The sequence below is a fragment of the uncultured Mucilaginibacter sp. genome (genome assembly GCF_903893715.1).
Classification (GTDB): Bacteria; Bacteroidota; Bacteroidia; order Sphingobacteriales; family Sphingobacteriaceae; genus Mucilaginibacter.
Window position 1 is genome coordinate 45,873 of record NZ_CAITNG010000047.1, and the last position, 14,612, is coordinate 60,484.

Annotated in this window: 13 protein-coding genes; 6 read left to right on the forward strand and 7 right to left on the reverse strand. The window is 43.7% G+C overall.

Annotated features, from left to right (window positions below):
- Positions 1–56: 56 nt before the first annotated feature.
- The 5 genes from QZX97_RS06080 to QZX97_RS06100 form a co-directional block, all read right to left on the reverse strand.
- Entirely contained in the window at positions 57–401 is a 345-nt protein-coding gene (locus QZX97_RS06080) for a helix-turn-helix transcriptional regulator (RefSeq protein WP_295655412.1), read from the reverse strand.
- A gap of 184 nt (positions 402–585) precedes the next feature.
- Positions 586–1,863 carry a nucleoside transporter C-terminal domain-containing protein gene (locus tag QZX97_RS06085; protein WP_295655414.1) on the reverse strand — a complete coding sequence of 426 codons (1,278 nt, stop codon included), beginning with the start codon at positions 1,861–1,863 and terminating at the stop codon, positions 586–588.
- Between the two features lie 154 nt (positions 1,864–2,017).
- A complete protein-coding gene (locus QZX97_RS06090; RefSeq protein ID WP_295655416.1) occupies positions 2,018–2,620 on the reverse strand; it encodes a bifunctional nuclease family protein in 603 nt (200 codons plus the stop codon).
- A 35-nt stretch (positions 2,621–2,655) separates the two neighbouring features.
- Entirely contained in the window at positions 2,656–3,627 is a 972-nt protein-coding gene (locus QZX97_RS06095; protein WP_295655419.1) for an electron transfer flavoprotein subunit alpha/FixB family protein, read from the reverse strand.
- A gap of 134 nt (positions 3,628–3,761) precedes the next feature.
- Entirely contained in the window at positions 3,762–4,499 is a 738-nt protein-coding gene (locus QZX97_RS06100) for an electron transfer flavoprotein subunit beta/FixA family protein (RefSeq protein ID WP_295655421.1), read from the reverse strand.
- Positions 4,500–4,551: 52 nt separating this feature from the next.
- On the opposite strand from QZX97_RS06100, the gene QZX97_RS06105 reads away from it, so the two are divergent.
- The 3 genes from QZX97_RS06105 to QZX97_RS06115 all read left to right on the forward strand — a co-directional run bounded on the left by QZX97_RS06105 (position 4,552) and on the right by QZX97_RS06115 (position 7,366).
- The gene (locus tag QZX97_RS06105) at positions 4,552–4,890 is read left to right on the forward strand and encodes a tetratricopeptide repeat protein (RefSeq protein WP_295655611.1); all 339 of its coding nucleotides are present in this window, start codon (positions 4,552–4,554) and stop codon (positions 4,888–4,890) included.
- Between the two features lie 11 nt (positions 4,891–4,901).
- On the forward strand, positions 4,902–6,101 hold the full coding sequence (gene chrA, locus QZX97_RS06110) for a chromate efflux transporter (protein ID WP_295655423.1): 1,200 nt from the start codon (positions 4,902–4,904) through the stop codon (positions 6,099–6,101).
- Positions 6,102–6,196: 95 nt separating this feature from the next.
- The gene (locus QZX97_RS06115) at positions 6,197–7,366 is read left to right on the forward strand and encodes a GAF domain-containing sensor histidine kinase (RefSeq protein WP_295655425.1); all 1,170 of its coding nucleotides are present in this window, start codon (positions 6,197–6,199) and stop codon (positions 7,364–7,366) included.
- Positions 7,367–7,474: 108 nt separating this feature from the next.
- Here the strand turns inward: QZX97_RS06115 and dnaB are convergent, their stop codons facing one another.
- Positions 7,475–9,043: a replicative DNA helicase gene (gene dnaB, locus QZX97_RS06120; protein ID WP_295655426.1), complete on the reverse strand. Its 1,569-nt coding sequence runs from the start codon at positions 9,041–9,043 to the stop codon at positions 7,475–7,477.
- Between the two features lie 305 nt (positions 9,044–9,348).
- On the opposite strand from dnaB, the gene rlmB reads away from it, so the two are divergent.
- Complete coding sequence (gene rlmB, locus QZX97_RS06125; protein ID WP_295655428.1) at positions 9,349–10,113, forward strand: 23S rRNA (guanosine(2251)-2'-O)-methyltransferase RlmB; 765 nt, start codon at positions 9,349–9,351, stop codon at positions 10,111–10,113.
- A 93-nt stretch (positions 10,114–10,206) separates the two neighbouring features.
- Here rlmB and QZX97_RS06130 read toward each other — a convergent pair whose 3' ends face one another.
- The gene (locus QZX97_RS06130; protein ID WP_295655430.1) at positions 10,207–11,292 is read right to left on the reverse strand and encodes a mannose-1-phosphate guanylyltransferase; all 1,086 of its coding nucleotides are present in this window, start codon (positions 11,290–11,292) and stop codon (positions 10,207–10,209) included.
- Positions 11,293–11,536: 244 nt separating this feature from the next.
- On the opposite strand from QZX97_RS06130, the gene recQ reads away from it, so the two are divergent.
- Positions 11,537–13,735: a DNA helicase RecQ gene (gene recQ / locus QZX97_RS06135; RefSeq protein WP_295655613.1), complete on the forward strand. Its 2,199-nt coding sequence runs from the start codon at positions 11,537–11,539 to the stop codon at positions 13,733–13,735.
- Between the two features lie 354 nt (positions 13,736–14,089).
- Positions 14,090–14,608: a hypothetical protein gene (locus QZX97_RS06140; RefSeq protein ID WP_295655432.1), complete on the forward strand. Its 519-nt coding sequence runs from the start codon at positions 14,090–14,092 to the stop codon at positions 14,606–14,608.
- Positions 14,609–14,612 lie beyond the last annotated feature (4 nt).

Below are 14,612 nucleotides of genomic sequence, written 5' to 3' on the forward strand. Positions count from 1 at the left end.
GGCCTTTTGGTGTGTATTCAATTGAACTGAATTTGTAGTTTATAAACTACAGGGTGTTATGCGTGTACGCTCTGTTTGTTCCTCAGTTCTTCGTACAAAACAATTACTTTTTTTTGCAGTGCATGTATTTCTTCTTCCCGTTCAAGCAGCTTTTGCCTTACCTCGTCTAGCAATTGTTGTTGAGGCTCTTCATTCAGTTCTTCTTCGTCGGCTAACAGTTTTACAGGGCTAACACCAAATATATTGGCAATCTGCTCAATACGCGATAAGTTCACATCGGTAATTCCGGTCTCGATTTTTGAAAATGCCGGTATAGATATTCCCAATCTGCGCGCTACATCTTCCTGGCTCCAATTGTACTGGTGCCTTAATGTGCGGATGTTTTTTGCTAAAACTTTCATTTTTTATGTTTTTCAAAAGGATATCATCATCGTAATTCAAAACATTAGCAAGCCGATGCGTACCTGCCTGGGTTGTTGTACGATAGCGATTGCAAAAAGGTTTTATAAAAAAGCATTAAAATAACAAAGTCATCATGTTTTTACATGATGACTTTGTTTATAAGGTGTTTTTAATGCCTGTATCCTACATCAGGATGCCCGCAATAGTAGCCGAAAGGTAGGATGCGAGCGTACCGCAGATTAAGGCTTTCATACCTAATTTCGCCAAATCGGTACGGCGCTCGGGGGCAAGCTCGCCAATGCCGCCTATCTGAATGGCTATCGAACTGAAATTCGCAAAACCGCATAAGGCAAAACTGGTTATTACCAATGTTTTTGGCTGCATCAAAGCTTTTATTTTAACCAAATCGAGGTAAGCTACAAACTCGTTCAATACCATTTTGGTGCCCATTAACGAACCAGCTGTTCTTACGTCCTGATGCGGCACGCCCATGGCCCATGCAAAAAGCGAAAATATAGCACCCAATATTTGTTTCAGACTAAGCGTTTTAAGGTCGATGCCAATAAAATCGAGGCCCATGTGCAAATGTGTGGCCAGGTTGAAGCCTATAAAGCCCAATACATAGTCAAGCAAGCCAATAATAGCGATAAAACCCACCAGCATGGCAATCACGTTCAAGCCAACCTTTAAACCGTCGCTCGAACCGTGCGATATCGCATCAACGATGTTGGCATTTGTTTTTTTGATTTCGATGGTAACATGCCCCTTGGTTTCCGATACCTCGGTTTCGGGCCATACAATTTTTGATATTACCAGGGCGCCCGGCGCGGCCATTATACTGGCGGCCAGTAAATACTGGGCCGGTACTCCGAGTGCGATATAAACAGCCATTACACCACCGGCAATACATGCCATGCTGCCCGCCATCGATGCCAACAGTTCGCTCATGGTCATCCCCTTTAAGTAAGGTTTGATCATGATTTGCGCTTCAACCTGTCCCACAAAAGTACTGGCCACATTCGATAGCGCTTCCGACCCCGATACGCCCATCAGTTTATAAACAATAAAGGCGATGACCTTTACTATGCGTTGCATAATGCCCAGGTAATAGGCCACGCTCACCAAAACAGCCACAAATATGATGGTTGGTATAATACTGAAAAAGAACACAAAATCGTTGCCGGTGCCAAATGCTTTCACCATAAACTGGTGGTTTACCAGAGGACCAAAAACAAAGTCGGCGCCTAATTGCGAAAAGCCCAGCACCTTGGTAACTTTAGCCCCAAGCCAGGCAAAAACGGTTTTGCCCACGGGTGTATCTAAAATAAATAAAGCAAGGGTGATTTGTATAGCCAAACCCGAAAGAACAAGCCTGTAATTTATTGCCTTGCGGTTATTCGACATTAAATATGCGATTCCAAAAATGAGCACGATGCCGATAAGTCCGGTAAATCTTTCCATGTAACTGAGCCAGTTTAAGTTTAAAAACGGAAAGTAAGGAATTTAATGTAGAAACTAAAAACTAAGGTCAAAAATTTCGACTTTGACTACAACGCTCTCCCAACCTTGGGATATAAAGTTCTTCCCTTAGCTAACGGATGTTTAGGGGGCGGCTCTACGACGCCTTACGCTTGTTCAGTTCATCGCGTATCTTGGCTGCCTTTTCGTACGACTCTTCGGCCAGCGCCTCGGCCAGTTTCGATTTTAGTTCATCAATACTTAAACCGCCGTAATTACTGGATGTTGTGGCGGTAACTGTATTTTCTTCGTGTGGCTCGTTAATGTTTTCGAGGTAAACAAAATCGTTGCCTTCAATGACAATACCTGCCGATGCCAGAATGAATTCATAGGTAAAAATGGGACATTCAAACCTTACCGCCATGGCTATCGCGTCGGATGTGCGGGCATCTATCTCGACAACCTTTTTTCCGTCCGAGCAGATCAATTTCGAATAAAATATACCGTCAACAAGGTTATAAATAATGATTTCCTGAATGTTGATATGATAAGCCTGTGCAAAGCTTTTAAACAAATCATGCGTTAAAGGGCGGCTTGGGGTCATTTTTTCGATTTCGATGGCAATGGCCTGCGCTTCAAAACTGCCAATAATGATGGGCAACCTGCGCCTGCCGTTCACTTCTCCCAAAACAAGCGCGTATGCACCCGACTTTGTTTGGCTATATGACAAACCAACTATGTCGAGCTTAATCTTTTTCATGCTATTACCCATCACAACCTGTCAATTCTGTTTTATTATGAAGCTTTTAACTGTTTTACAGCTTCAATTAATTTTGGTACCACCTCGAACGCATCGCCAACAATACCATAATCGGCAACTTTAAAAAATGGCGCCTCGGGGTCTTTGTTGATGACCACAATTACCTTCGACGAACTTACACCCGCCAGGTGTTGTATGGCCCCCGAAATTCCTATCGCAATATACAAATTTGGACTGATAGCTATACCAGTTTGTCCAACATGTTCGCTATGCGGGCGCCATCCGGCGTCCGATACCGGTTTTGAGCAAGCTGTGGCCGCGCCTAACAGATTAGCTAACTCTTCTATCATGCCCCAATTTTCAGGTCCTTTTAAACCGCGCCCTGCCGATACAACCAATTCAGCATCAGGTAACGATACTTTGTCTGTAGCCTTAACAATGTCTTTTATAATGGTTTTAAAGTCGCTGTCCTTCAGATCCGATGTGAAATCCTCGACCGTAGCATTGCCGCCTGTTTCAACTAATTTGTATGAGTTGGGAGTTAACGATACCACCTTGTTTTCCGATGTCAGCTCAACCACGGCAAACGCTTTGCCCGAGAATACTGATTTTTTCACAGTGAACCTGGCGCCTGCGTCGGGTAAACTAACCGCGCCATCGGAAAGTCCTGCCCCTAATTTAACGGCAATACGCGGTGCCAAACCTTTTCCCGAAAAGGAATTGGAGAGTACCACAATAGTCGACCCTTCTTTTTTTGCCGCTTCCGCTATTACCGAGGCATAGGCCTGGTTAACAAAGCTCTTTAATTTGTCGTTGCTTACGTTCAGTACTTTTTCAGCACCGTATTTTCCTAAAGCGCTTAACTCAGCAGCCGCTACATTGCCGATAGAAAGGGCAACCAGCGTTGTATTATTTTGAGCAGCAATGGCCTTGGCATAGGAAACAGCCTCGAAAATTGACTTCTTAAATTTGCCATCGGCGTTCTCCGCGTATATTAAAACTGACATATTCTTTAGTATTGAGATTTGCGTATTGCGTATTGAGATCCTATTTGCGCCTTACGACAGTGTTTTCATTTTGTTATTTATCATGCTTCGATGTTCAATATCGCACTACGCAATACGTACATCGCAATACGCCTCTAAAACACCCTCGCTTCATTATGCAACAGGTCAATCAGTTTAGCGGCATCATCTGCCGGAACCAATTTTACCTGTCCGCGCGGGGCCGGTGTTTCAAAACTTAAAATTTCTGATAATGTTTTCACTTCCTTTGGTTCAACAACGGTCAACGGTTTTGTCCGTGCCGACATAATGCCACGCATATTCGGTATCTTCCATTCGGCAACACCTTCTGCGGTACCCGCTACAAATGGGAACGGTATGGTGATTACTTCTTTTCCGCTTTCAATTTCACGGTCAACCGTGGCGGTTGTCCCATCAACATCCAGTTTTTTGATAATGGATACCGAAGGGATATCCAATAATTCGCCAATCATTCCGGCCACTTTCGCGCCGTTATAGTCAATCGATTCGCGGCCGGTCAATATCATGTCAAACGCTTTATCCTTGGCATATTCAGCTATCTGGTAGGCTACAAAATACGCATCATGTGGTTTGGCGTTAATCCTTACCGCCTCATCGGCCCCAACGGCCAATGCTTTGCGGATGGTAGGCTCCGTGCTAACTTCGCCTACATTGATAACTGTTACAGTGCCTTTACCGCCTTCGGCAAGCTCAACCGCCCGCGAAAGTGCGATTTCATCGTAAGGATTTAGGATGAATTGTACTCCTGCCGTATTAAATTGGGTGTTGTTGTCGGTAAAGGTTATTTTTGTGGTCGTATCCGGAACGTTGCTAATACAAACTAATATTTTCATTGAGTCGAAAATTGGTCAATGCAAAATTAGTTTAAAAAGTACAGACATAAAAATACAGATGACACGATTAGACAAGCTTCTTGAATTTTATAAAAACGAACCCAACGATGAGTTCCTGAAATATGCCCTCGCAACCGAATATTTGCGGCTGAACGAGACCGATAAATCATTGGTCTACTACGAAGACCTGGTTAACAATCATCCTCGATATGTAGGAACTTATTACCATTTGGGTAAACTGTACGAGGCTTTGAACCGACTGGATGATGCCCTAAAAACTTACGAAGCCGGTATGCTTATTGCAAAGGAATTGCGCGATAACCACGCCCTGTCCGAACTGAAAACGGTGTACATGCAGGCCAAGGGCATGGATGATGACGACGATTATTAAATTTGTGTATTTTGAGAAAGCGTAACCTTCTTTTTATTCGCGATGTAATTGTTTATACGCTTACCTCATTTGGCGGGCCACAGGCACACCTGGCCATGCTGCTCCGCGAGTTTTCAGAAAAACGCAAATACATAAAGGAAGATGAGTTGATGGAACTCAATGCCCTTTCACAAATTTTGCCCGGCCCATCGTCAACCCAAACACTGGTGGGAGTTGCATGGAAATTTGGCGGGCTATGGCTGGCGCTTATTACTTTTTTGATTTGGATACTGCCTTCGGCGGCAATTATGTGCACCGCAGCTATCGGTTTTAACCTGCTCGCGTCTCATGGTAAATATGCCGAAATACTACGTTTTATACAACCGGTAGCTATTGGTATTGTGGCTTTTGCCACTTACACTTTCGCCTACAAGTTTTTAAAAACCAGGGTCAATACCATGTTGGCCATTGGCTCGCTTATTACTACGCTTATACTTCAAAATGCGTACGCTTTTCCAATTCTGGTGATGCTTGGGGGTATCATATCGTCGGCATTAGAGTCGCCGCCACAGGAAACCGAGCTTCGTGTAAGTCTTTTTGCCAATGTTAACCCCCGAAAAGTAAGCTATTTTATTGGCATCCTGCTGTTTTTTGGTGCGTTGGGTGCCATCGTAAATCGTACCTCCCCATTCAGTTTGCCCATCCGTTTGTTCGAAAACTTTTACCGTAACGGTATCCTCATTTTTGGCGGCGGCCAGGTATTGGTACCGCTTATGTATACCGAGTTTGTTGAGGTTAAACATTACCTCACCGCGCCCGAATTTCTGTCGGGCTATGCCTTACAACAGGCTTTGCCCGGTCCTACGTTTTCGTTCACCTCATTTTTGGGCGGCATGGCAATGGGCAATAACGGCGCTGGTTTTTACGGACAAATTATTGGCAGTCTGGTAGCAGTTATCGGCATAAACCTGCCCGGTCTAATCCTCATCTTGTTTATTGTACCCTTTTGGAACGATTTACGTAAAATCACCAGCATCAAAAACTCGCTCAGCGGCATCAATGCCGTTGCCGTGGGTTTTATGGCTACAGCTTTGATTTTGCTCACCCAGCCATTGGGCCTAAATTATCTGTCATACATCATAGTGATAGCCACATTTTTGTTGTTGCGGTTTACCCGGATAAAAACCCCGGTCATCATTATCGCCGGTGTATTGTTAGGTTGGTTTTTTTGATGATTTTTAAAAACCGCGAACATTTTTTTCTCGTAGGTTATTAAGCATAGCAGATTCTTATTTTTTCAAAAAGATATTTTTATTATTTTCATGGTATGATAGCACCCATATTCCCCGACAACGAGAGTACTCGATTAAAAGACGTTTACAAAACCCAACTATTAGATACCCCCGAAGAGAAGGAATTTGACGAAATAGTACAACTGGCATCCGACCTTTGCGGTACACCCATATCATTGATTACCATACTCGATACCGAACGCCAGTGGTTTAAGGCCAGGGTTGGGCTCGATGCTACGGAAACATCGCGCGAGGTATCTTTTTGTGGCCATGCTATTTTACAGGATGATATTTTTGAGATACCCGATGCTTTAAAAGATATCCGTTTTAGCGATAACCCATTGGTTACCAGTGACCCTGAAATACGGTTTTACGCGGGCATGCCATTGGTTACCGAATCGGGGAGCAGGTTGGGAACGCTCTGCGTGATTGACAGGGAGCCGCGCGTATTAAACGAACGTCAAAAATTCGCATTAAAAGTCTTGGCCGGCACCGTTATAAAAGTAGCCGAACTGCGCATCAAAAACAAACAACTCCATTACCTAACCGAAACCCAAAAGCGCATCATATCCATTGTAGCGCACGATGTGCGTAACCCGCTGGCCTCCATCAAATCGGTTATCGATATGAAAAAAGACGATTATATCGACGAAGAAACATCGGCCGAGATGTTAAAGTTGGTGAGTGTGCAATTGGATAGTACGTTGGAGATGGTCGACAATGTGGTAAACTGGGGGCAATTGCAAATCAATACAACGGTTGTTAGCCAAATCAATTTGAAAGAATTGGTTGATGATATTTTTTTGGCGGAGGGATTGAACTCAAAAATGAAAAATAATTCGCTATTGAACCTGGTCGACGAATATACCGTGGTACCTATTGATAAACAGGTTATCAAATTTATATTGCGCAACCTGGTAAGCAATGCTATGAAATTTACAGAGAACGGTTCGATAACCATTACTGCGGAAAAGCATCGCGACAAAACAAAAATAACGGTTACTGATACAGGGATAGGCATGGCCCCCGAAAAGGCCGCAAAACTGTTTAAACAAATTGCGCCGACATCGAGCCTGGGCACCAAAAACGAAAAAGGCAGCGGCTTGGGCCTGATGCTGGTAAAAGAATTTATCGATCAGATAAATGGCACCGTCGAAGTGCAAAGCAAACCCGGCGAAGGAGCGCAATTTATTATTTCGGTCTAAGCCAATAAAAAAACGTGATTGCGGGGCACAGCCTTTCCCGAGACTTCGGGAAAGCAATCTCTACGCTATAGGTAACGAACTATTTATTTTTGACTTTTGACTTTTGAATTAAAACGGCGGGTCTTCATCAATATCATTCATCTTCGACGGGCGGATGATAAAGTTGCTCGGCTTTTCAAAATCTTGCGATGGGGTTAAGCCCGTAAACGGATTTGGCGCCGCGCTTGCCGACGGGAACGAATCCATGCCCGTATCCAAGTCGGTAAACTTCACATATTTGCCCACAAACTTGAGGCGTACGCGCCCGGTTTCGCCGTTACGGTGCTTGGCAATGATAACTTCGCCCACTCCTTGCGTTGGGTTATTGTCCTCATCAACCTCCAACCCGTAATATTCGGGGCGGTATAAAAACAATACCATATCGGCATCCTGTTCAATCGAGCCCGATTCACGTAAATCCGACAGCATTGGGCGTTTTGAACCACCGGGCCTGTTCTCCACCGCACGGCTTAACTGCGAGAGCGCGATAACCGGTACGTTCAACTCCTTGGCAACAGCTTTTAAACCGCGTGATATACTACCTATCTCTTGCTCACGATTTCCGCCTCCCTTGCCATCAACCTTGCCTTGCATCAGTTGCAGGTAATCGATGATGATGAGTTGGATATCGTGTTGTGCCTTTAACCTGCGGCATTTGGCCCTGAACTCAAATATGCTCAGCGATGGTGTGTCGTCTATAATTAATGGTGCTTGTTCCAAACGGCCAATTTGCGAGTGTATCTGTTTCCATTCCCACTCCTCTAAACGGCCCTTGCGTATTTTTTCCTGCTCAATTTCGGTCTCGCCGGATACCAAACGGTTCACCAACTGTACCGACGACATTTCTAACGAAAATACAACCACTGGTTTATGAAAATCGACTGCGGCGTTACGGGCACAGGTTAATATAAAAGCGGTTTTACCCATCGCCGGTCGTGCCGCTAATATCACCAAATCCGACTTTTGCCAGCCTGAGGTTATCCTGTCCAACTCGGTAAAGCCTGAGGCAATACCCGTTAAGCCATCTTTTTTATCTTTAAGCGATTCTATCTCCGCGAGTGTTTCGCGCAACAAATCATCCATTTTACGCGAATCGCGGCGAAGGTTGTCTTGCGCTATCTCAAACAGGTTTTTCTCAGCCCGGTCTAATAGCTCAAGTACATCGCTGGTATCTTCGTACGCACTATTGATGATATCCGTCGAGATACGTATCAGCTCGCGCTGCAAATATTTTTGGATGATGATACGCGAGTGATACTCAATGTTGGCTGCCGAAGCCACCCGGTTGGTTAACTCAGTAATATAGTAGGCACCACCTATCATTTCCAGTTCACCTTGCAGGCGTAACTGGGCGGTAACGGTCAATATATCAACAGGTGATGTTTTTTCGAACAGGGTACGTATGGCCTGGAATATCTTTTGGTGGCTGTCTCGATAAAAAACATTCGGTTTCAAAATATCGATAACCGAAGAAAGGGCGTCTTTCTCCAACATCAAAGCACCCAAAACAGCCTCCTCCAAATCAATGGCTTGCGGTGGTAATTTGCCTAAACTGCTAGTCGGGTTTGTGCTAAATCTACTGCGCTTATCGCTCGAAAATCCTGTTTTTCCAGGCTGGTTATCGTTCTCCAAAATCATACTGTACAAAAATATACAAATTAGGAATGTAATTACTATGCCTGCATTGGTATTCACTAACATCCCTTTTTTTGCTCAAAGCAAAATCGTTGAAAATGGCGTTTTTAGCCCATGTTTTAATTAACAGCGTTTGTTAGTAAGTTGTGGGTAAAAATAAATTGCTATTGATATTCAATAAATTAACCCCTCTGTTAATAACGTTTTTTGTTGTGAAGTGTTTTTTTTAAACTTGTTTCCACTTTCATAAAAATACCCCCTAAATCAATTAATATAACTAATTTCGCTGACTTATTCATCAGGAAAATATGGGGTTCGGCCAGCAATCAAAAAGAGAGAGCAATCAAATGGTGTTTGGCATACGTGCCGTGATGGAGGCCATCCGCTCCGGAAAAGAAATCGAATCTCTTTTTATACAACGCGGCCTCGGCGGTCCGCTGTTTTTTGAACTGAAAGCTTTGCTTGCCGAATATAAAATCGAATCGCAACAGGTGCCTGTCGAAAAACTGAACCGGGTTACGGCCAAGAACCATCAGGGTATCATTGCCATCATTTCGCCCATCACCTATTACAAGATTGAGGACATTATTCCCATGATATTTGAGAAAGGCGAAGTACCGCTTATCTTGATACTCGACGGTATTACCGATGTGCGCAACATTGGTGCCATAGCCCGAACTGCCGAATGTGCGGGTGTGCACGCGCTTATTGTCCCTGCAATGGGCTCAGCCCAAATCAATGCCGATGCCATTAAAACGTCGGCCGGGGCGTTGTACAATATCCCTGTTTGCCGTGAGGGCAGTTTGTTGCAAACCGCAAAGTTCCTGCAAGCATCGGGCCTGCAACTGGTTTGCTGTACCGAAAAAACAAATGATTATATCTACGTACCCGATTATACCGTGCCAACGGCCATCATTATGGGTTCCGAAGATGATGGCATCGGCAACGAACTCATCCGTATATCCGACCATCTGGCCAAAATACCCATGTTCGGCGAAATCGAGTCGTTGAACGTTTCCGTATCAACCGGGGTGATATTGTACGAGGCAATAAGGCAAAGAAGCAAGTCCTAAGTCTTTAGTCGTGAGTCAATAAAAAAGCGCCGTTACCGACGCTCGTAAACTATTTAATAAAAAGACTCAAGACTCTCGACTCAAGGCTTCAGACTAGATAAATTTCGTCCCGTGCTTCTGCTTCACATCGGCAACAATTTGCTTCACGCCTTGTTCTTCCGAGCGCGGGCTAATCATCAACGTATTGTTCGATTCCACCACGATAAAATCGTGCAGACCTTTTATGATCACCAGTTTTCCTTCGGGTACGCTCACCATATTGTTCGATGAATCGTAAGTGATGATTTTATCGGATGGGATAAGCGCATTGCCTGCATCATCTTTTTCAGCCAATTGGTAAATAGATGCCCAGGTACCCAAATCGCTCCAGCCAAATTCTGATGGTATCACATAAACGTTATCCGCTTTTTCCATAATGCCATAATCAATGGATATGTTGGTGCATTGCTGGTAAGCGTTGTGGATATAACCTTTCTCTTTGTCGGTATTGTAAACCGGCTTGGCCTCGTCAAAAATATCGTTTATTTCGGGCAGGTATTTTTTAAATGAGGCCAGTATGGCCTTAACCGACCATACAAATATCCCGGCGTTCCATAAAAAGTCGCCGCTTTGAATAAAGGTTTTGGCTATTTCGAGCGTAGGTTTTTCAGTAAAGGTTTTAACTTTATGAAACTCGTTGTTTAAAATTTTATCGGTATACTGTATATAGCCGTAGCCCGTATCAGGCCTCGATGGTTTAATGCCTAAGGTAACCAAACAACTATGTTGCGTAGCGGCTGTCAACGATTTTTCTATAGTGGCTACAAATGCGGCCTCATCTAATATCAGGTGGTCCGACGGAGCTATCACGATGGCTGCATTGGGGTTAAGGCTTTCAATTTTAAAACAGCCGTAAGCAATGCAAGGTGCAGTGTTACGCATTACCGGTTCCGTCAATATCTGGCCATCGGCCATGTCGGGTATCTGCGTTTTTACCAGGTCGGTATAAATTTCATTGGTAACAACAAAAATGTTTTCCTTGGGGCATATCTTCAACAAACGCTCGTAAGTCTGTTGTATCAGTGTTTTGCCGGTACCAAGTATATCAATAAATTGTTTGGGGTGGGAGGTTCTGCTGATGGGCCAAAAACGGCTTCCAATGCCGCCGGCCATTATAATGGCGTAATTATTACGGTTCATTTTTTGTTAATGTTGTTTTTTGAATTTTCGTTCAGGCCGTGAAATTGGATAATTATTTTGAAACGACATCGTACTATAAAAAAATAATTACGCAAAATGTGTTGGTTATCTCAAATTTAATTCGTAAATTATACTTTCAATATCATAAGTAACTAAAAAAAGCAAAATTAAGTGATATTTCTTTGTTTTTTTTGTTATTTTGATGTTTGGTTTTAAATCTGTTCTGAATAATTTTTGTACAATGATAGAGACGAAGAAGTCACTTTTTGACAACCTTCAAAATTTTTTTGGTTTCGATAACTTCAAAGGGGAGCAAGAAGCCATTATAACCAATATCTTGTCAGGCAACGATACTTTTGTGATCATGCCGACCGGTGCAGGAAAATCCATGTGTTACCAGTTGCCCGCACTCATGACGGATGGTATGGCCATCGTGATATCGCCGCTCATCGCCTTAATGAAAAATCAGGTCGATCAACTCCGCGCCTTTGGCGGATCGGATAGTATTGCCCACTTTTTAAACTCCTCATTAAATAAATCTGAGATAACAAGGGTAAAGGAAGATGTGTTGGAAGGCAAAACCAAACTACTTTATGTTGCGCCCGAATCGTTGACCAAACAGGAAAATATAGATTTTTTACGTTTAAACAATGTATCGTTTGTTGCGGTTGATGAAGCTCACTGTATATCCGAGTGGGGCCACGATTTCAGGCCCGAATACCGCAAAATACGTCAGGTAATCAGTAACATCGGCGATAATATACCCATCATCGCATTAACAGCTACCGCAACCCCAAAAGTTCAGCAGGACATTCAAAAGAACCTGCAGATGAACAATGCTACCATCTATAAATCATCGTTTAACCGCGGTAACCTGTTTTATGAGGTGAGGGCAAAGCGTACGGTTTTAAAGGAAATTGTTCGTTTTGTAAAACAACACCAGGGCAAATCGGGCATTATTTATTGCCTTAGCCGCAAAAAGGTGGAAGAAGTTGCCGAAGCTTTAAATCTGAACGGTATAAAAGCATTGCCTTACCATGCCGGTTTGGATGCCAAAGTTCGCGCCGATACGCAGGACAGGTTTTTGATGGAAGATGTAGACGTAATAGTTGCCACCATCGCTTTTGGTATGGGTATTGACAAACCCGATGTGCGTTATGTGATACACCACGACATGCCCAAAAGCATGGAAGGCTATTACCAGGAAACCGGGCGCGCCGGGCGCGACGGAGGAGAAGGCATCTGCCTGTCGTTTTATTCTGAAAAGGATATCGACAAGCTGCAAAAGTTTATGAAGGACAAGCCGGTTGCTGAACGTGAAATTGGCACCCAGATATTAAAGGAAGTGATTGATTATGCTGAGTCAGCCGTATGCAGGCGCCAGCAAATATTGCACTACTTTGGCGAGAACTTTAACGAAGCGGGCTGCAACTGTATGTGCGATAATTGCAGCGCGCAAAAACAGTATTTTGATGCCGAAGCACCTTTACATAAAGCGCTGAGCGTTGTTAGGGAGTTGGGCGAGAAATTCGATGATAACCACATCATCAGTGTGTTGATGGGCGTTGATAATCCGCAAATACATAACTACGAACACCATTTGTTGCCTTCGTTTGGTTCGGGAAAAGAGGAAGGCGAAGTGCTTTGGCAGTCGCTGATGCGTCAGGCCTTGCTTAATAATTTCTTGTCCAAGGATATCGACCAGTATGGTCTGTTGCGTCTCACCAAATCGGGCAATGCTTTTATCGAGAATCCGTATTCCTTAAAATATGTGCTGAACAGGCCAATGGGCTCTACAGACGATAGCGACGACAGCGACGATGCCACCAAAAACGGCGGCTCCGGCGCTTTGGATGCGCAATTGCTGCAAATGCTGAAGGATCTGCGTAAAAAAATAGCCAAGCAAAAAAACCTGCCACCGTTTGTTATCTTTCAGGACCCATCTTTAGAGGAAATGTGTACGCATTACCCCATCACTATTGATGAGTTAAAACAAATATCGGGTGTTGGTGCCGGCAAGGCAATGAAGTTTGGCGCGCAGTTTATCGAACTGATCGGCAAATATGTCGAAGAGAACGATATCGACCGACCTATCGACATGGTCATCAAAAGCGCGGCCAATAAATCGGCCATGAAGGTGTATATCATCCAAAACATCGACCGCCATTTATCGCTCGAAGATATTGCCGCCTCAAAAGGCATCAGTTACGAAGACATCATTCGCGAAGTGGAATCCATTGTCAACTCAGGTACCAAGCTAAACCTCAACTATTATATCGATGAGGTGATAGACGAAGACAAGCAGGAAGAAGTGTACGATTACTTCCGCACCGCCGAAGTAGACTCAATTGACGACGCCCTTGCCGAACTTGGCCCCAACGATTATACCCGCGAAGAAGTGCAGCTCATGCGCATCAAGTTTATGAGCGAGTTGGGGAATTAAATGAAAGTTTTATCTCTTATACCAAATAGCGATGGGTTTCAAACCCATCGCTATTTTTGTTTAGCCCTAACCCATAGCCGCTACTTCGCTATTCTTACGCGTAGTTATTTGTTCCGATTTTGCAATTACCTGGTAAACTGCTATCTTTGTAATAAATAATAAAAAAATGCTTTTCCTAACCAACCTGAGTATGTCATACATAAAGCGACCCATGTGGATGCTTCGGGGGGATATTGCGTTGACTCACCATACCTCCAATGCCGTATAGCTAATTACTATTACCGCTATCAACGAATCAATTAATTTTTAAAATGTCTTTTGCTTTTTCGAGCAGGAGCGAAATCTATATCCTATATGGACACTTACTATTCTATTGAAGAGAAATACTTGCATGCGGTGGAGGAGTTGAGTTACGGAGACACTCCACTATCGCTGAAGTTATTGAACGAGATCCTCGCTGAAGATCCTTTGTTCGCTCGTGCGCACTATAAAATAGGTGTTCTTTACTATTATAATCTTTGTGACTATCAGGCCGCAGGTTATCATTTTAAATTATGCACCGAGTTGGACGCATTTTTCCCCGACGTGTACTTTCATTATATCAGCCTGCTGGTGTTTTTGAATATGGAACGCCAGGTGAACCTGGTGGCCCAAAAGGCTGTTACCATTCCGGGAGTATATGTTTCGGCTATTTACAACCTTGTGGGGTTGTGTGCCGAAAACAATTGTAAATTGAACGAAGCACTTAATTGGTATGAAAAAGGCTTAATGCTGGTGACCAATAAAGACAAGAAAGACGATATCGAAGAGAATATCAGCCGGATAAAGTTCAAGATGGAAAGGAATAAAGCATACACCTACCATCTTTCATAAACAA